The following is a 17,478-nucleotide window of genomic DNA, read 5'->3' as shown; positions in this document are numbered from 1 at the left end:
AACACCATCCCGGCCCCTCACCGTACTGATATGTTGACGCCGTCATCGGTGGGAGAAATCGGAGCCAGTTCATGTCCAAGACCATCCTGTTCCCGAGCGCAGATTTCCCGGGTCCGCCGCAGATCCGCCTCGACGTCCCCGATGAGTGGGAGACCCTCACCGTCCCCGGCGTCCAGATGGCGGTCGCACAGCCCCGTGTCGAGGGCAGGTTCCGCGCCAACGTGGTGGTGACGGTCCAACGTTTCGGTCCGGACTTCAGCCTGGAGGCGGCAAAGGCCGGCCTCGAGCAGCGCAAGGCGGCGCTGCCCGAGCTCGAGGAGATCGGGACCGGGGAGATCACCCTGGACGAGATCACCTGGATCGCGAGCGAGTACGGGTACACGCAGCCGGGCCGTCCCACCGTCGTTCAGGCCGCACGGTATGCGGTGGTGGACCGGGCCGGCGTCGCCACGGACGTGGTGGAGATCGTGGGAAGCTGCGGTGCCGAGCACGCGGAGGACGAGATCGAGGTGGTGCGCTCGATCCAGGACTCCGTGCACCTGGTGCTGGACTGACCATCCGTCGGCCCGGAGGGCTGCCCCGAGATCGGGAACCGCGCTGCAGACGACGATTGTGGATAGTCCGCCTCTGACAAGGAGGTGGGCGGTCCACAGTCTTTGAGCCGCAGGGGTGGCTGTGACCTGGACCGATGGCGCTTGGTGCTGCCCTCGGCGCGGGCGGGGCGCCCCGGTAGGGGGAGGGGAGAGGTGCCTGGGGAGTTCTCCCCATCGACGGGTGACGGGGCATGTCCGTACAGTGATGGCATCACAACGGGAACGATCGAGGAAGCGGCACGGAGCTGCGGAGGTCACCCCCGAGCTGATGCCACGGAATCACCGAGAAAAGGGGAACACCATGAAGAAGGGCATGAATCCGGAGGCCGTCGACCAGCTCGCCGGCCAGGTCGACTCGCTGATCGAGAACATGGAGACCATCTACTCCGGTCGCCTGGGCTACGTCACCGACCTGGACTGGACCGGTGAGGACCGCGATCGCTACGTGCCGGAGTTCGAGGAGCAGGTTGGCACCGCCAACAAGACCGTCGTCCAGAAGCTCACCGAGCTCGCCGAGAAGCTTCGCGCCAACGCTCAGCACCAGCGCGAGACCTCCAGCTCCTGATCCGCACCTGAACTCACCGCACACATACGTCACAGAGGGGAAACACCATGGCTTTCAAGGGTATGAATCCGGACGAGGGTCGCGAGACCGCATCGCTCGTCATCGAGGCTGCCACCGTCGTCAACGACACCACCGACAACGTCACCTCGCAGGTGATGGGCGTGGAGTGGGTCGGCCCTGACTACGACGCCTTCACCGAGGAGTGGAACTCGTTCCTCTCCGGCCCGCTGCAGGCACTCTCCGAGGCCTACCGCAACAAGGGCGACGAGCTCACCAAGCACGCCGATCAGCAGGACGAGACCTCGAACGCTGTCTGATCCGGTCCTTGCGCCTCACATCGGGCGCATCGGATCTCTCGAATGCCCCATCTCCTACGGGAGGTGGGGCATTCGGCGTTGTCGGACGGCCGTGGGGCAGCCCTCCCGGGGGTCATGACGCCTGCACCAGTGCTTGTGGGCGGTGCTCCCCATGCTGCCCGTGGCAGCCGCCGCGGTGCTGGCTCGAGGCCCGTCGTCGGTGCCGCGCCGCTGCAGTGCACCGGGGGGCGAGACGCCGGCGCAGAGCGTCCGTCATCCACAAGGGCAGGCCGTGCACAATCCGTCCCCTGCCTGCAAGAATGCGCCGTTGAACGGGTGGGGAGGAACATGGGGACTAGTCCCCATCGCCTCAAGGGCCGGTCCCGTCTAATCTGAGGACATCACCCGGGGGACCTCGATCGATGAAGCCGGAGGCGGAGATCGATCTCAGGGGTGCACACCGGACACCATGACTGGGAGGAACACCATGAAGAAGGGCATGACCCCGGAGGCCGTCGAGCAGATGGCCGAGCAGATCCGCGGCGCCGGCGACGACACCAACGCCGCCTACACCACCGTCCAGGGGCGGGTCACCGATTTCGACTGGACCGGTGAGGACCGCGACCGCTACGTCTCCGATTTCGACAGCAGCATCGGGCAGCTCGTGCAGCAGGTCCGTCAGCAGGCCCAGGACTTCGCCGAGCGGGCCCAGCGCAACGCTCAGGAGCAGCGCGACGCCTCCGCCTGATCCCCAGGCACCGACCAGCAGGGCGCTGAGGGGCGCCGCATCAGCACTCACGACATCTTCAGAAGGGGAGCATCATGGCTTTCAAGGGAATGGACCCGGAGGAGGGGCGCGAGGTCGCCTCGGAGATCACTCGGACCGGCGAGCAGATCCTGGAGTACTTCGACTCCGTCACCTCGGTGGTGAGCTCGGTCGACTGGATCGGGCCCGACTACGACGCATACCTCGATGACTGGAACAGCTTCGTGTCCGGTTCGATCGCTGGTCTCGTCGAGGCTCTCAACGCCAAGAGCGAAGAGCTGACGCGTCACGCCGATCAGCAGGACGACACCTCGAACGCGGTCTGATCGCAGGGCGCGGCTGCGTCGGCTCCGCCCACGCACCGCCGTCGCCTCGCGCACGGGCAGGAGGCCCCGATCCTCTTCTCAGGGATCGGGGCCTCCTGCCGTTACAGTCGGAGGACGTCAGCGGTAGTTGATGAACTGCAGCGCGACGTCGAGGTCCTTGCCCTTGAGCAGTGCGATCACGGCCTGCAGGTCGTCCCTGCTCTTGGAGGAGACCCGCAGCTCGTCACCCTGGATCTGCGCCTTGACGCCCTTGGGGCCCTCGTCGCGGATGATCTTGGAGATCTTCTTGGCCTCGTCCGAGGCGATGCCCTCCTTGAGGCCGGCGGCCAGGCGCACCTCCTTGCCGGACTGCTTGGGCTCGCCCACCTCGAGGGCCTTCAGCGAGATCCCGCGGCGCACCAGCTTGGACTGCAGGACGTCGAGCACGGCGAGCACGCGCTCCTCCGCGTTGGCAGTCATCACGATCTCGTCGCCGCTGAGACTGATCGAGGCGCCCGTGTTGCGGAAGTCGTAGCGCTGCCCCACTTCCTTGATCGCCTGGTTCACGGCGTTGTCGATCTCCTGGCGATCGAGCTTGCTGACGATGTCGAACGACGAGTCGGCCATGAGGCTCCTCCCTCTGCTTCCACGGGTTCCACCGGGACCGGTGCCCGGCTCCACAGTGCAACCCACTGTAGACGGCGTCGACTGTGACCACCTTCATGCACCCCGGGGCCGCCTCGGGTTCGCACGGTCGGCCGCGCCCCGGTATGCTGGTCCAGGTCCGCTTCACGGCGGATGCAAGCCCGGCAGGTTACCCGAGTGGCCAAAGGGAGCTGACTGTAAATCAGCTGGCATCGCCTACGGGGGTTCGAATCCCTCACCTGCCACTGCGGAGGGTCCGTGTGATCCGACGCACCGGGGCTCGCACGTGAATTGCCGCTGCGGCAAGGAATGTGTAGAGTCCACCGGGTTGCCCTGATAGCTCAGTCGGCAGAGCATCTCCATGGTAAGGAGAAGGTCAAGGGTTCGATTCCCTTTCAGGGCTCTGATGGATGTGCCGGCCCGATCTCGTACGAGGTCGGGCCGTCGCTTCGATCATGCCGGGGTAGCTCAGACGGTCAGAGCGCACGACTCATAATCGTGAGGTCGCGGGTTCGATCCCCGCCCTCGGTACCACGCCGGTCATGCCGGTAGTGCAGATCCATCCCGCATACGGGAACCCACGCGGCGCGCGGGATCACAGCGCGCCACCCGGAACGAAAGAGGCGAACCGTGGCGAGCAAGAGCTCTGACGTGCGTCCCAAGATCACCATGGCCTGCACCGAGTGCAAGGCACGCAACTACATCACCAAGAAGAACCGCCGCAACACCCCGGACCGGCTGGAGCTCTCGAAGTTCTGCCCCACCTGCGGCAAGCAGACCGCCCACCGCGAGACCCGCTGACCGGGCCGAGCGCATCCACCAGAGGCCATTCGGGTTCACCCCGGGTGGCCTCTCGTGCATCCTGATGGGTGACGCAGGCAGCGCCTGCCCTTCCCGTGCTGTACCAGCCCGCCCCCCCCCGCCTGATCCAGGGAGACGCCATGACCGCCACTGCCCCTGACCCCTCCTTCGCCGGCCGCACCTACCCGCCCGGCCCGGTGCACACGGTCTCCGCCCAGAAGATCGCCGAGTTCGCGCGCGCCACCGGCGCCGCCTCCGCCCTGCACACCGACCCCGCGGCCGCGCGCGCGGCCGGCCACGCCGACGTCATCGCCCCGCCCACCTTCCTGGTCTCGCTGGCGCAGGCGACTGAGGCGCAGTACATCGAGGACCCGGCGGCAGGCATCGACTTCACCAGGGTGGTGCACGGGGAGGAGTCCTTCGACCTGCACCGCCCGGTGGTGGCCGGTGACCGCCTGGTGCCCACGCTCACCGTCGAGTCGATCCGCTCCGCGGGCGGGCACAGCATGGTCGCCACCCGGGTGGACGTGACCGATGAGACCGGACAGGGCGTGGCCAGCGTGCGCAGCATGCTCGTGGTCCGCGGCGAGTGACACCAGGAGAAACCATGAACACCGACGCACACACCCCCGCGCAGCCCGTCGCGAAGGAGTCGATGGGCACCGTGCACCCCCCGATCGACCTCACCTCCCTCACGAAGGGGCAGGAGATCGCCCGGACCACGCACCCCCTCTCCCGGGACACCCTGGTGCGGTACGCCGGGGCCTCCGGCGACTTCAACCCCATCCACTACAACGACACCGCCGCCACCGAGGCCGGGCTGCCGGGCGTCATCGCCCACGGCATGCTCACGATGGGCATTGCGATCAACGGTGTCATCGAGGCCATCGGCGACCCCACCGCCGTGCGCTCCTACTCGGTGCGCTTCACCAGCCCCATCGAGGTCCCCGCCACCGGTGAGGTGCTGCTCGAGGTGGTCGCCGTGGTCGGCGCCGTCGACGAGGAGACCGGTACCGCCCGGATCGACCTCACCGCCCAGGTGGGGGAGACGAAGGTGCTGGGACGCGCCCGTGCCACCGTCGCGCTGCCTGCTGGCAGGGCGGACGCGCCCGTGGGCGGTGCCGCATGAGGCTGGCGGACCTGACCACCCTGCGCATCGGCGGGCAGATCCGCACGCTGGTCGAGGCCCGCACCGAGTCCGAGGTGATCGAGGCAGTCCGCGCTGCTGACGAGGCCGGCGAGCCGCTGCTCGTCCTCGGCGGGGGCTCCAACCTGGTCGCCTCCGATGCGCCCTTCGAGGGGACCGTGGTGCTGCTGCGGGACCCGGAGGATGCCCCGCTGCTCGATGCGACCTGCGAGATCAGCCCCTCCGGGGAGCCGGACGGGATCGCCGTGGATCCCTCCGAGCTCAGTCCGCTGGACCCCACCTGCGGTGGCGCTATCGTCGAGTACTTCGCCGGGGTGAACTGGGATCGCGCCGTGCGGTACGCGATCGCCCGTGAGATGGTCGGCATCGAGGCCCTCTCCGGGATCCCCGGCACTGTGGGGGCCACCCCGATCCAGAACGTCGGCGCCTACGGTCAGGAGGTCGCCACCACCATCACCCGGGTGCGCACCTGGGACCGCCACGAGCAGAAGGTGCGCACGTTCTTCGCTGCCGACTGCGGATTCGCGTACCGCGACAGCGTCTTCAAGCGCACGCCCTACGAGGGAGCGGCAGACTCCGCCACCGGTCGGTACGTGGTGCTGGCGGTGACGTTCCAGCACACCATCGGCAGCCTCTCCGCCCCGATCCGCTACGCGCAGCTGGCCGGCGAGCTCGGTGTGGACGTCGGCGCCAGGGTGCCGATGGCGCAGGTGCGGGAGGCGGTGCTGCGGATCCGCGGCGCGAAGGGGATGGTGCTGGACGCCGCCGACCACGACACCTGGAGCGCGGGCTCCTTCTTCACCAATCCGATCCTCGAGCGCTCCACCGCGGAGCGCCTGCCCGACGGCGCTCCCCGCTATGCGGCAGGGGCGGAGCAGGTCAAGACCAGCGCCGCCTGGCTCATCAGCAGCGCGGGGATCGAACTGGGTCACCGGATCGCGCCCGAGGCCCCGGCCTCCGTGTCCACCAAGCACTCCTTGGCACTGACCAACCGGGGCGGGGCCGGCAGCGACGACCTGGTGGCCCTCGCTCGTGACGTGCAGGAGCGCGTGCGGGACACCTTCGGGATCGATCTCGTCCCGGAACCCGTACGCCTCGGCCTGGATCTGTGAGCGGGCTCTAGGATGGGAGCGGCAACGATGCCGCCGCTCCTCACCTCGATGCCCGCAGGAGGCCCTGTGAACGTCCTCGACCAGTCCATCGCCCAGCTCGACCCGGACATCGCCCGGGTGCTCGATGCCGAGCTTGCCCGTCAGCAGCGCACGCTGGAGATGATCGCCAGCGAGAACTTCGTGCCGCGCGCTGTGCTGCAGGCCCAGGGCTCCGTGCTCACCAACAAGTACGCCGAGGGCTACCCGGGCAAGCGCTACTACGGGGGCTGCGAAGAGGTCGACGTCGCCGAGCAGATCGCGATCGACCGCGCGAAGGCACTGTTCGGGGCCGAGCACGCCAACGTCCAGCCCCATTCCGGCGCCACCGCCAACGCCGCGGTCATGCACGCACTGGCACGCGCCGGCGACAAGCTGATGGGCCTCTCCCTCGCCCACGGCGGCCACCTCACCCACGGCATGAAGATCAACTTCTCCGGCCGTCTGTACGACATCGTCGCGTACGAGACCGAGCCGGGCACCGGCCTGATCGACATGGACAAGGTGCGCGAGCTCGCCGTGGCCGAGCAGCCCAAGGTGATCGTCGCCGGCTGGTCCGCCTACACGCGTCACCTCGACTTCGCTGCCTTCCGCGAGATCGCCGACGAGGTGGGCGCGGCCCTGTGGGTGGACATGGCCCACTTCGCCGGCCTGGTCGCCGCCGGCCTGCACCCCAGCCCCGTCCCGTACGCGGACGTCGTCTCCACCACGATCCACAAGACGATCGGCGGTCCGCGCTCCGGCATGATCCTGTGCAAGCAGGAGTGGGCCAAGAAGATCGACTCCGCCGTGTTTCCCGGCCAGCAGGGCGGGCCGCTCATGCACGTCATCGCCGCCAAGGCAGTGGCGCTCAAGATCGCGGCCTCCGAGGACTTCAAGGACCGCCAGGCGCGCACCCTCGAGGGCGCCCGGATCCTCGCCGACCGGCTGCAGGCCGAGGATGTGAAGTCCGCCGGCGTCAAGGTGATCTCCGGGGGCACCGATGTGCACCTGGTCCTGGTGGACCTGGTGGACAGCGAGCTGGATGGCCAGCAGGCCGAGGACCGCCTGCACGAGGTGGGCATCACCGTGAACCGCAACGCGGTCCCCAACGATCCGCGCCCGCCGCGGGTCACCTCCGGTCTGCGCATCGGCACCCCGGCCCTGGCCACCCGCGGCTTCGGTGCAGAGGAGTTCACCGAGGTGGCTGACGTGATCGCCCAGGCACTGCTGCCGGAGGCCGACCTGGAATCCCTGCGCCGCCGCACCGCCGTGCTCGCCGACGCCACGCCGCTGTACGCCGACCTCCAGCAGTACTGCGGCGCCGTGCCCGGGCCCGCCCCGAGCCCGGGCACGAGCACCCACCTCGCACCATCGACCGGTGAGCACGCCCCGCCGACCCGAGGGCCAGGCTCATCGACGCGGGGGCACGCCCCACCGACCCCGTGGGATGCCCCATCACCAAGGAGACGAACCAGTTCCATGACTGCACAGATCCTCGACGGCAAGGCCACCGCCAAGGCCATCAAGTCCGAGCTCGCCGAGCGGGTCGCCGCTCTGATCGACGCCGGCCACCCCCAGCCCGGGCTGGCCACCGTGCTGGTGGGGGACGACCCCGGCAGCGCCGCCTACGTGCGCGGAAAGCACCGCGACAGCCAGCAGGTGGGCATGAACTCCATCCAGAAGCACCTGCCCGCCGATGCCGACCAGGAGCAGATCGAAGCCGTCGTGGACGAGCTGAACGCCGATCCGGCCTGCACCGGCTACATCGTCCAGCTGCCCCTGCCCGGGCACATCGACACCGACGCGGTGCTCGAGCGGATGGACCCTGCCAAGGACGCCGATGGGCTGCACCCGATGAACCTGGGGCGCCTGGTGCTCAACGCCAAGGGGGACATCCACACCCCACTGCCCTGCACCCCGCGCGCGGTCATCGAGCTGCTGGAACGCCACGGGATCGAACTGGACGGAAAGGACGTGGTGGTGGTGGGGCGCGGCGTCACCGTGGGCCGCTCCATCGGGGCACTCATGACCCGCCGGGCGATCAACGCGACCGTCACCCTCACCCACACCGGGACCCGCGACCTGCCCTCCCATCTGCGTCGGGCAGACGTCATCGTGGCCGCGGCCGGCACCGCGCACCTGGTGCGCCCAAAGGACGTCAAGCCGGGCGCGGTCGTGCTGGATGTGGGCGTGTCCCGTCAGGAGGACGAGGACACCGGCAAGGCCCGCCTGGTGGGCGATGTCGATCCCCGCGTGGCCGAGGTGGCCTCCTGGATCTCGCCGAACCCCGGCGGTGTGGGCCCGATGACACGAGCCCTGCTGGTCAAGAACGTGGTGGAGATGGCCGAGCACGCAGCCGGGATCGAGCACAGCGCACAGGGTTGAGCGGCCCGCTCCCGCCCGGTGAGCTCCCCTACCACCGAGCCGGCCGAGCACGGTCCGACCCGGCCCCAGGGGCGTCGCCGGGCCGGCTCCGGTGCCTCCCGGTTCGACCGGGGGCGCGCCACACGGCGATACTGGGGCCATGACCTTCACCCTCGCCACCGTCAACGTCAACGGCCTGCGAGCGGCCGCCCGCAAGGGCATGGCCGACTGGCTCGCCGACACCACCGCCGATGTGATCACCCTGCAGGAGGTGCGTGCACCCGACGAGCTGATCGCAGATCTCGTCGGCGAGGGCTGGAGCATCGTGGGGGAGGCCTCCCAGCTCAAGGGACGCGCCGGCGTCGCGATCGCTGCGCGCACGGAGCTGAAGCGGATCGACCTCGACGACGTGCGCCGCGGGCTCCCGGGTCTCGAGGGCGACTCCCACACGGGGCGCTGGCTCGAGGCGGACCTCGAGGATCGGCTCGACGACGGCAGGGAGCTCACCGTGATCTCCTGCTACATGCACTCGGGCAACACCGAGAAGCCGCAGACCATGACGGACAAGTACGCGTTCCTGGACGTCATGCTCGAGCGGCTCGACCAGCTGCGGGCCGACGGGCGTCACGTCGTGCTCACCGGGGACATCAACATCGCCCACCGCGAGGTGGACATCAAGAACTGGAAGGGCAACCTGAAGTCCGCAGGCTTCCTGCCCCAGGAGCGCGCCTATCTGGACCGGCTGCTGGTCGAGGGCGACTGGGTGGACGTGCATCGCGCCCTCGCCGGTGAGGGGCCCGGCCCCTACACCTGGTGGTCCCAGCGCGGGAAGGCCTACGACAACGACTCCGGCTGGCGCATCGACTACCAGATCGCCACTGCGGACCTCGCAGCACGCGCCACCTCCGCCCAGGTGGATCGAGCACCCAGCTACGACACTCGCTGGTCCGATCATGCCCCGCTGGTGGTCACCTACTCCTGAGGCCCTCGGCCCCACGCAGAACGCCCCTCACGATCCGGCAGCGGACCATGAGGGGCTTTCTGCCCAGTGCTGGGAGTTCAGATGCGCCCGCGGATCACGGCCTGCTTGACCTCCGCGATGGCCTTGGTGACCTCGATGCCGCGCGGGCAGGCCTCCGAGCAGTTGAAGGTGGTGCGGCAGCGCCACACGCCCTCGCGCGAGTTCAGGATCTCCAGCCGCTGCTCGCCGGCATCGTCACGCGAGTCGAAGATGAACCGGTGCGCGTTGACGATCGCGGCGGGACCGAAGTACTGGCCGTCGGTCCAGAACACCGGGCACGAGGAGGTGCAGGCGGCACACAGGATGCACTTGGTGGTGTCGTCGAACCGCTCGCGCTGCTCAGCGGACTGCAGGCGCTCACGACTGGGCTCCTGCCCCTTGGCGACCAGGAACGGCATCACCTCGCGGTAGGAGTCGAAGAACGGCTCCATGTCCACGATGAGGTCCTTCTCCACCGGCAGGCCCTTGATGGGCTCGATGGTGATGGGCTTGTCGATGTCCAGGTCCTTCAGCAGGGTCTTGCAGGCCAGGCGATTGCGGCCGTTGATCCGCATGGCGTCGGACCCGCAGATCCCGTGCGCGCAGGAGCGACGGAAGGACAGGGAGCCGTCCAGGTGCCACTTGATCTCGTGCAGGGCGTCCAGCACGCGATCGGTGCCGTGCATGGTGACGGTGAAGTCCTGCCAGTGAGTACCCTTCTCGCCCTCGGGATCGAAACGGGCGATCCGCAGGGTGACCTCGAAGGAAGGGATCTCGCCGGCGCTGGACTCGGGAGAGGTGGCCTGGGGCTTGTCGGCGACGACTGACATCAGAACGTGCGCTCCTTCGGCTCGTAGCGGGTGATCACGACGGGCTTGGTGCCCAGACGGATCTGGGTGCCCTCGGTGCCCTCCTCACCCTCCAGGGTGCGGTAGGCCATCGTGTGGTGCAGGAAGTTGGCGTCGTCGCGCTTCTCGAAGTCCTCGCGGAAGTGACCGCCGCGGGACTCCCTGCGGTACAGGGCGCCGAGCGCGACGACCTCGGCGAGGTCCAGCAGGAAGCCGAGCTCGACGGCCTCCAGCAGGTCCAGGTTGTAGCGCTTGCCCTTGTCCTGCACGGCGACGGTCGCGTAACGCTCCTTCAGCACGGCGATGTCGGCCAGGGCCTTGCGGCAGGTCTCGTCGGTGCGGAACACCTGGACGTTGGCGTCCATGGTCTCCTGCAGGTCGCGACGGATGTCGGCGATGCGATCCTCCGTGGCGGGGCGATCCCGCAGCCGCTCCAGCAGCTCCACCGTGGGGGTCTCCACGCCGTCGGCCAGCTCGGGCAGCTCCACCGTGGCGGCGTGCTCGGCGGCAGCGATGCCGGCGCGGCGGCCGAACACGTTGATGTCCAGCAGGGAGTTGGTGCCCAGGCGGTTGCCGCCGTGCACGGACACGCACGCCACCTCGCCGGCTGCGTACAGGCCGGGGATGGTGTCCACCTCGTTGCGCAGCACCTCGCCGCGGATGTTGGTGGGGATGCCGCCCATCGCGTAGTGCGCGGTGGGATACACCGGGACGGGCTCGGTGTACGGCTCCACGCCCAGGTAGGTGCGGGCGAACTCGGTGATGTCCGGGAGCTTCGCGTCGATGTGCGCGGGCTCGAGGTGGGTGAGGTCCAGGTACACGTAGTCCTTGTTGGGGCCGGCACCGCGGCCCTCGCGCACCTCGTTGGCCATGGCACGGGCCACCACGTCGCGCGGCGCGAGATCCTTCAGGGTGGGAGCGTAGCGCTCCATGAAGCGCTCCATCTCACTGTTGCGCAGGATGCCGCCCTCGCCACGGGCCGCCTCCGAGAGCAGGATGCCCAGACCGGCCAGACCGGTGGGGTGGAACTGGAAGAACTCCATGTCCTCCAGGGGGATGCCCCGGCGCAGCGCCATGGCCGGGCCGTCACCGGTGAGGGTGTGGGCGTTGGAGGTGGTCTTGAAGATCTTGCCGAAGCCACCGGAGGCGAACACCACGGACTTCGCGCGGAACACGTGGATCTCCCCGGTGGCCAGCTCATAGGTGACCACGCCGGCGGCGCGAACGTCGTCGTCGGTGCGCGGGTCGCCGGTCATCAGGATGTCCAGCACGTAGTACTCGTTGAAGAACTCCACCTGCTGCTTGACGCAGTTCTGGTAGAGGGTCTGCAGGATCATGTGCCCGGTGCGGTCGGCCGCGTAGCAGGCGCGGCGCACAGGAGCCTCGCCGTGCTCACGCGTGTGACCGCCGAAGCGGCGCTGATCGATGCGGCCCTCGGGGGTGCGGTTGAACGGCAGCCCCATCTTCTCCAGGTCCAGCACCGCATCGATGGCCTCCTTGGCCATCACCTCGGCGGCGTCCTGGTCGACCAGGTAGTCGCCGCCCTTGACGGTGTCGTAGGTGTGCCACTCCCAGTTGTCCTCCTCGACGTTGGCGAGAGCGGCGCACATGCCGCCCTGGGCGGCGCCGGTGTGGGACCGGGTGGGGTACAGCTTGGTGACCACGGCGGTGCGGGCGCGCTTGGAGGACTCCAGGGCGGCGCGCATGCCGGCGCCGCCGGCGCCGACGATCACCACGTCGTAGCTATGGGTCTGCATGGGGGTCAGTGCTCCGTTTCGATCACGACAGGAGAAGGAGTGCAGGGGGGGTGGTGCGCCGGGCGGGCGCGCTCAGCCCTCGCAGAGGGAGGGAAGCAGGGACGGATCGGCACCCACGGGGCACGGATCGAAGGTGAAGACCACCAGGGTTCCCAGCACGATGGTGAGCACCACCGCGAAGTACAGCAGGCCCTTGAGCACCAGGCGCAGCGTGGAGCCGCGCGCATAGTCGTTGATGATGGTGCGCACGCCGTTGCCGCCGTGGATGAGTCCCAGCCAGAGCATCAGCAGGTCCCACACCTGCCAGAACGGGGAGGCCCACTTGCCGGCGACGAACGCGAAGTCGATGCCCTTGACGCCCTCGCCGAGCCAGAGGTTCACGAACAGGTGACCGAACACCAGGATGACCAGCAGCACGCCGGAGACCCGCATGAACAGCCAGGACAGCATCTCCGTGTTGATCCCGCGCTGGCCGGTGCGGCGGTACCGGGTGGAGGGATCCGGGATCTGGGTGGTGGACTGTGCAGTCATCTCAGCCTCCGAACATGTGCATCAGGTGGCGGGGGACGAAGCCGATCATCAGCAGCGCCCACACCGCGACGACACCCCAGAACAGTGCGCGCTGGTGGCGGGTGCCCTGGGACCAGAAGTCCACCAGGATGATCCGCAGGCCGTTGAGCGCGTGGAAAAGCACAGCCGCGACCAGACCGATCTCGCCGAGGCCGAACACCACGGACTTGTAGTGGCCGATCACCTCGTTGTAGGCCTCGGGGGAGACGCGCACCAGTGCTGTGTCCAGGACGTGCACGAGCAGGAACAGGAAGATGAGCATTCCCGAGATGCGGTGCGCGACCCAGGACCACATGCCCTCGCGGCCGCGATAGAGCGTCCCGGACTGGGCTGATGCCACAAGGTCCTCCAGAAACGACGGGATGGGGCCGAGGGGAAGGATGCACTGCCGCGACGCGAGCCTCGCGAGAACCGGGTGCCGGAGCGAGTCCGTGACCGGCCCGCGCTGACTGTGCGCGCCCGAGCGGACGAGCACGTCACGACACGGCGACATCATCATCGCCCCCGACAGGGGCCCGGCCAGCCTAGCACTTGGACGTGCAGGTCCGTGCGCGCCTGCCGGGGTCTGAGAGGTCCGCCGGGGCCTGGGTACGCTGTCGCCATGTCCGATATGCCCTTCGTTCCCGTGATCCCCGCCGGTGGCGCCGGAACACGGCTGTGGCCGCTGTCGCGCAGCACGCATCCGAAGTTCCTGCTGGACCTCACCGGCAGTGGCTCCTCCCTGCTGCAGCAGACCCTCGCACGGCTGACGCCCCTGGCGGACCGACCGCCCGTCATCGTGACCGGGAGTGGGCACGCGCACGCCGTCCAGCAGCAGGTCGCGGAGGCGGGGGCGACGGCCCGGGTGCTGACCGAGCCCACCCCGCGCAATTCGATGCCGGCGATAGCGCTGGCCGCAGCCGTGGTGGAGCGCGAGGAGCCGACGGCTGTGATCGGCTCCTTCGCCGCCGACCACCTGATCGCGGACACCCAGGGCTTCGCCGAGAGCGTCCGCGCCGCCCGACGAGCCGCTGAGCTGGGCCACCTGGTCACCCTCGGCATCCAGCCCACCCATCCCGCCACGGGGTTCGGCTACATCGAACAGGCCCCGGCATCGGATGGCCACGGGGCCGAGGGCGGCGGAGCCGGCGACCCCGCCCAGCGTCAGCTGCGTGCCGCGGGCGCCCGCCCGGTCGTCCGCTTCGTGGAGAAGCCGGACGCCGCCCTCGCCGAGGAGTTCCTGACCACCGGCAGGTTCCTGTGGAACGCAGGCATGTTCATCGTCGGGGCGGGGGTGCTGCTCGATGCCCTGGCCGAACAGATCCCCCCTCTCGCCGCCGGAGTCCGCTCGATCGCCGCCGCCCGCGGCACCGCGCAGGAGCGGGAGGTGATGGAGCGCCTCTGGCCCACGCTCACCAGCATCGCCATCGACCACGCGCTGGCCGAGCCCCTCGCGGCGGCCGGCAGGGTCGCCGTCGTGCCTGCCTCCTTCGACTGGGACGACGTCGGCGACTTCGCCGCCCTCGCCCTTCAGCTGCGTGCCCGCGCGGGCACGAGGGCGGAAGTCGGCGTGCGCCGCGACGGGTCCGATGTCCAGGTGCTGGGCACCGCACGGGTCGATGCCGTCGACTCCCGGGCCACGGTGTACGGTGCCACCCATCGCCACGTCGCCCTGGTCGGGCTGGACGGGGTCAGCGTCGTCGACACCGAGGACGTGCTGCTCGTCCTCGCCGACGATCACGCCCAGGATCTGGGCACCCTGGTGGGCCGACTGCCCCAGGCAGGCCTGGACCATCTGCGCTGATCGCCGACGGCGACCCGCCCGGAGCAGCGACTGCATCCCCGATCCGGGACGACATGGCCGGGACATGACAGCAGCAACGGACGAAGGACAGCACAGGTGGATCAGCCGCTGGTGATCGCAGCCACCGGGACGACAGCATCGGTCGCCCCCGCGCAGGGACGCACGGGGGAGGGGCTGCTGGGTCCGGACGGCCTGCTCCACCGCACGATCGTCGAACGATCCCGGCAGCTGCGCGACATCCGCCGCCATCTGCACCGCCACCCCGAGCTGTCCCATGAGGAGCACCGCACCACCGACTACGTGGTCCAGCAGCTGCAGGCCCTGGGGCTCGAGCCGAAGCGGATGCCCCGCACCGGTGCGGTGTGCGACATCCCGGGCTCCGATCCCGATCTGAAGCCCGTCGCGCTGCGAGCCGACATGGACGCCCTGGGGATCCCGGAGCTGTCCACCGTGTCCTACCGCTCCACGGTCGAGGGAGTCTCCCACGCCTGCGGCCATGACGTGCACATGAGCGCCGTGATCGGTGCCGCGCACGCACTGGTCCGGGTCGCCGAGGAGGGCGCCCTGCGGCGCGGGGTGCGCCTGGTGTTCCAGCCCTCGGAGGAGAAGCACCCCTGCGGAGCGCTCGAGCTGATCGGTGAGGGCGTGGTCGATGACGTCGACTCGATCTTCGCCCTGCACTGCGACCCCGGGGTCGATGTGGGCCACGTCGGCCTGAAGTCGGGACCCATCACCTCCGCCACTGATCCCGTGCGAATCCAGGTGCGCGGAGCCGGCGGGCACACCTCCCGGCCTCACCTCACCCAGGACCTGGTCTACGCCCTGGGATCGATCGCGACCCAGCTGCCGGCGGCACTGAGCCGGCGCATGGACCCCCGTTCTGGGGTCAACCTCACCTGGGGAAGCATCCACGCCGGTTCGGCCTTCAACGCGATCCCGAGCTCGGGCACCCTGGAGGGGACGTTGCGCTGCCTGGACCACGACGCCTGGGACCGTGCCGAGGACCTGCTCGAGGAGGTCCTGGCCGCTCTGGTGCGTCCCTGGGGGGTCGAGGCCCGGGTGACCCATGATCGCGGGGTGCCCCCGGTGTCCAACTCCCCGCACAGCGTCGAGGTGCTCTCCGCCGCCGTGACCGGCGTGCTGGGGAGGCAGAACCTCGACCCGACGGCGCAGTCCCTGGGCGGTGAGGACTTCGCCTGGTACCTGGAGAAGGTGCCCGGGGCCCTGGCACGCCTGGGCACGCGCACCCCCGGCGGCCGCACCTACGACCTCCACATGGGCGATCTGATGATCGACGAGCGGGCGATCGACATCGGCGCCGAGGTGCTCGCCGCCGCCTGCCTGCTGCGCGACGCCCACGCCGCCTGACCGCGGATCGGAGCCCCCGCGCCCCGGCATTCCCGCGACCCGGGCCCATCGACTGGCGCACACTGCCGACTCCGCCTGTGATCTGCCTCTCGGCCGTCATCGGCGGTGTGCTGCGGATTCGTGTTCGCACGCAGTTAACGTGCCTGTCATGTGCGCGTCGATTTCATAACGGTTCATGTCGATGGGTCGTCGGTCCGTACACGGGACGCCGGTCCCGGATACCCTGCAGTGGACCGCTGACGCTCAGGCCGCCCACCATGCGGACCCGTCCGGTCCCTGTCCACATCCTCCTGCTCGTCACACCGGAGATCCTTCATGAAGAACCTCTCGCGCGCGCTCGCCCTCGGCGGCGCCGGAATCCTCACCCTTGCCGCGTGCGGCACCGCTCCCGAGGCCGGTGGCGGCAACGGCGGTGGCGGCGGCAGCGACGCCGGCGGTGCCGGCAGCGACTACAAGGCCTGCATGGTCTCCGACTCCGGCGGCTGGGACGACAAGTCCTTCAACGAGTCCAGCTACAACGGCCTGATGGCCGCAGAGGAGGAGCTCGGCATCCAGACCCAGACCGCTGAGTCCACCGCCGTCTCCGAGTTCGAGCCCAACATCAACAACCTCGTCTCCTCGGACTGCAACCTGATCTTCACCGTGGGCTTCCTGCTGGCCCCGGCCACCGGCAACGCCGCCCAGGCCAACGAGGACATCGACTTCGCGATCGTGGACTCCACCGCGCAGGACGCCGACGGCAACCCGATCGAGCTGGACAACGTCAAGCCCATCGAGTTCAACACCGCCGAGGCCGCGTTCCTGGCCGGCTATCTCGCCGCCGGCATGACCGAGACCGGCAAGGTCGCCACCTACGGCGGCATGGACATCCCCACCGTCACCATCTTCATGGACGGCTACGTGGACGGCGTGGCCCACTACAACGAGACCCACGGCACGAACGTCGAGGTGCTCGGCTGGAACAAGGATTCCCAGTCCGGCTCCATCGTCGCCTCCTTCGAGGACCAGTCCAAGGGCAAGGCCGTCTCCGACGAGTTCTACAACGCCGGCGCGGACATCGTCATGCCGGTGGCAGGCCCCGTGGGCGCCGGCACCCTGGCCTCCGCCAAGGAGGGCGAGGGCCGCATGGTGATCTGGGTCGACGCCGATGGCTACGAGACCAACTCCTCCGACGCCGAGGCGCAGAGCGTGATCCTCACTTCCGTGATGAAGCTGATGGGCGAGGCCGTGCAGGACGTGGCCGCCGAGGGCTCCGAGGGCTCCTTCGAGAACTCCCCGTACGTGGGCACCCTGGAGAACGGTGGTGTGGGCCTGGCCCCGTTCCACGACTTCGAGGACAAGGTCCCCGAGGAGCTGAAGGGTGAGCTGGACACCCTCACGCAGGAGATCATCGACGGCACCGTGACCGTCGAGTCCGAGGCTGCTCCCAAGGAGTCCTGACCCCTACCCGCGTGACGCGGCTCCGCCTCCGGGAGGGGCCGCGCCCCCCCGCCCCCCCCGCCCCCCCTGAGCCTGAGGGGAGCTGAGCTCGACCCGCGGG

The 17,478-nt window shown here is 69.3% G+C and carries 19 protein-coding genes, 3 tRNA genes and 1 pseudogene; 18 read left to right on the top strand and 5 right to left on the bottom strand.

The window, feature by feature from the left end; translation table 11 throughout:
* Nucleotides 1-71: 71 nt before the first annotated feature.
* The 5 genes from M4D54_RS12165 to M4D54_RS12145 all read left to right on the top strand — a co-directional run bounded on the left by M4D54_RS12165 (nucleotide 72) and on the right by M4D54_RS12145 (nucleotide 2,546).
* Entirely contained in the window at nucleotides 72-554 is a 483-nt protein-coding gene (locus M4D54_RS12165; protein WP_259789551.1) for a hypothetical protein, read from the top strand.
* Nucleotides 555-894: 340 nt separating this feature from the next.
* The gene (locus M4D54_RS12160) at nucleotides 895-1,158 is read left to right on the top strand and encodes a WXG100 family type VII secretion target (protein WP_193864618.1); all 264 of its coding nucleotides are present in this window, start codon (nucleotides 895-897) and stop codon (nucleotides 1,156-1,158) included.
* Between the two features lie 47 nt (nucleotides 1,159-1,205).
* A complete protein-coding gene (locus tag M4D54_RS12155; RefSeq protein ID WP_259789550.1) occupies nucleotides 1,206-1,475 on the top strand; it encodes a WXG100 family type VII secretion target in 270 nt (89 codons plus the stop codon).
* Between the two features lie 448 nt (nucleotides 1,476-1,923).
* The gene (locus M4D54_RS12150; protein WP_228018455.1) at nucleotides 1,924-2,202 is read left to right on the top strand and encodes a hypothetical protein; all 279 of its coding nucleotides are present in this window, start codon (nucleotides 1,924-1,926) and stop codon (nucleotides 2,200-2,202) included.
* A 74-nt stretch (nucleotides 2,203-2,276) separates the two neighbouring features.
* On the top strand, nucleotides 2,277-2,546 hold the full coding sequence (locus M4D54_RS12145; protein ID WP_228018457.1) for a hypothetical protein: 270 nt from the start codon (nucleotides 2,277-2,279) through the stop codon (nucleotides 2,544-2,546).
* 117 nt (nucleotides 2,547-2,663) lie between these two features.
* Here the strand turns inward: M4D54_RS12145 and M4D54_RS12140 are convergent, their stop codons facing one another.
* A complete protein-coding gene (locus tag M4D54_RS12140; RefSeq protein WP_259789549.1) occupies nucleotides 2,664-3,152 on the bottom strand; it encodes a YajQ family cyclic di-GMP-binding protein in 489 nt (162 codons plus the stop codon).
* 181 nt (nucleotides 3,153-3,333) lie between these two features.
* On the opposite strand from M4D54_RS12140, the gene M4D54_RS12135 reads away from it, so the two are divergent.
* From M4D54_RS12135 to M4D54_RS12090, 10 genes and pseudogenes are all read left to right on the top strand, one after another.
* Nucleotides 3,334-3,415: transfer RNA gene (locus M4D54_RS12135), tRNA-Tyr, on the top strand.
* Nucleotides 3,416-3,500: 85 nt separating this feature from the next.
* Nucleotides 3,501-3,573 (top strand) — tRNA-Thr (locus M4D54_RS12130).
* A 54-nt stretch (nucleotides 3,574-3,627) separates the two neighbouring features.
* Nucleotides 3,628-3,704 (top strand) — tRNA-Met (locus tag M4D54_RS12125).
* Nucleotides 3,705-3,800: 96 nt separating this feature from the next.
* The gene (rpmG, locus tag M4D54_RS12120; protein WP_017823818.1) at nucleotides 3,801-3,971 is read left to right on the top strand and encodes a 50S ribosomal protein L33; all 171 of its coding nucleotides are present in this window, start codon (nucleotides 3,801-3,803) and stop codon (nucleotides 3,969-3,971) included.
* A 140-nt stretch (nucleotides 3,972-4,111) separates the two neighbouring features.
* A complete protein-coding gene (locus tag M4D54_RS12115) occupies nucleotides 4,112-4,564 on the top strand; it encodes a MaoC family dehydratase N-terminal domain-containing protein (RefSeq protein WP_193864621.1) in 453 nt (150 codons plus the stop codon).
* A 62-nt stretch (nucleotides 4,565-4,626) separates the two neighbouring features.
* Nucleotides 4,627-5,100, top strand: a complete 474-nt coding sequence (locus M4D54_RS12110) for a MaoC/PaaZ C-terminal domain-containing protein (RefSeq protein WP_259891817.1) — start codon at nucleotides 4,627-4,629, stop codon at nucleotides 5,098-5,100.
* Complete coding sequence (locus M4D54_RS12105) at nucleotides 5,097-6,230, top strand: UDP-N-acetylmuramate dehydrogenase (RefSeq protein WP_259891815.1); 1,134 nt, start codon at nucleotides 5,097-5,099, stop codon at nucleotides 6,228-6,230. Before M4D54_RS12110 ends, M4D54_RS12105 begins: the two co-directional genes overlap by 4 nt.
* 48 nt (nucleotides 6,231-6,278) lie before the next feature.
* A pseudogene (glyA, locus tag M4D54_RS12100) lies at nucleotides 6,279-7,562 on the top strand (serine hydroxymethyltransferase); the annotation flags it as partial.
* Between the two features lie 165 nt (nucleotides 7,563-7,727).
* Nucleotides 7,728-8,633: a bifunctional methylenetetrahydrofolate dehydrogenase/methenyltetrahydrofolate cyclohydrolase gene (locus M4D54_RS12095; RefSeq protein ID WP_259891816.1), complete on the top strand. Its 906-nt coding sequence runs from the start codon at nucleotides 7,728-7,730 to the stop codon at nucleotides 8,631-8,633.
* A 139-nt stretch (nucleotides 8,634-8,772) separates the two neighbouring features.
* Nucleotides 8,773-9,594: an exodeoxyribonuclease III gene (locus M4D54_RS12090; protein ID WP_259891814.1), complete on the top strand. Its 822-nt coding sequence runs from the start codon at nucleotides 8,773-8,775 to the stop codon at nucleotides 9,592-9,594.
* A 77-nt stretch (nucleotides 9,595-9,671) separates the two neighbouring features.
* On the opposite strand, the gene M4D54_RS12085 is transcribed toward M4D54_RS12090, so the two are convergent.
* From M4D54_RS12085 to sdhC, 4 genes are all read right to left on the bottom strand, one after another.
* Nucleotides 9,672-10,442 (bottom strand): succinate dehydrogenase iron-sulfur subunit, encoded by a 771-nt coding sequence (locus M4D54_RS12085; RefSeq protein ID WP_259891812.1) that lies wholly within the window; start codon nucleotides 10,440-10,442, stop codon nucleotides 9,672-9,674.
* Nucleotides 10,442-12,217 (bottom strand): succinate dehydrogenase flavoprotein subunit, encoded by a 1,776-nt coding sequence (sdhA, locus tag M4D54_RS12080; protein WP_259891809.1) that lies wholly within the window; start codon nucleotides 12,215-12,217, stop codon nucleotides 10,442-10,444. Before sdhA ends, M4D54_RS12085 begins: the two co-directional genes overlap by 1 nt.
* Nucleotides 12,218-12,289: 72 nt before the next feature.
* Nucleotides 12,290-12,748, bottom strand: coding sequence for a succinate dehydrogenase, hydrophobic membrane anchor protein (gene sdhD / locus M4D54_RS12075; RefSeq protein ID WP_259891807.1), 459 nt, complete (start codon nucleotides 12,746-12,748; stop codon nucleotides 12,290-12,292).
* Nucleotide 12,749: 1 nt separating this feature from the next.
* A complete protein-coding gene (gene sdhC, locus M4D54_RS12070) occupies nucleotides 12,750-13,127 on the bottom strand; it encodes a succinate dehydrogenase, cytochrome b556 subunit (protein ID WP_193864634.1) in 378 nt (125 codons plus the stop codon).
* Nucleotides 13,128-13,388: 261 nt separating this feature from the next.
* Here sdhC and M4D54_RS12065 point away from each other — a divergent pair, with 261 nt between their 5' ends.
* The 3 genes from M4D54_RS12065 (at nucleotide 13,389) to M4D54_RS12055 (ending at nucleotide 17,378) form a co-directional block, all read left to right on the top strand.
* Entirely contained in the window at nucleotides 13,389-14,570 is a 1,182-nt protein-coding gene (locus M4D54_RS12065) for a mannose-1-phosphate guanylyltransferase (protein WP_259891804.1), read from the top strand.
* A gap of 114 nt (nucleotides 14,571-14,684) precedes the next feature.
* Nucleotides 14,685-15,938 (top strand): M20 family metallopeptidase, encoded by a 1,254-nt coding sequence (locus tag M4D54_RS12060; protein ID WP_396121496.1) that lies wholly within the window; start codon nucleotides 14,685-14,687, stop codon nucleotides 15,936-15,938.
* 315 nt (nucleotides 15,939-16,253) lie between these two features.
* Nucleotides 16,254-17,378 (top strand): BMP family protein, encoded by a 1,125-nt coding sequence (locus M4D54_RS12055; RefSeq protein WP_259891800.1) that lies wholly within the window; start codon nucleotides 16,254-16,256, stop codon nucleotides 17,376-17,378.
* Nucleotides 17,379-17,478: the final 100 nt, after the last annotated feature.

Origin of the sequence: Brachybacterium sp. p3-SID1565, assembly GCF_025143785.1 — a bacterium.
In the GTDB taxonomy this organism is placed as follows: domain Bacteria; phylum Actinomycetota; class Actinomycetes; order Actinomycetales; family Dermabacteraceae; genus Brachybacterium; species Brachybacterium epidermidis.
The sequence above is the reverse complement of the archived record's forward strand: the minus strand, read 5'-3'. Positions and strand labels throughout refer to the sequence as shown.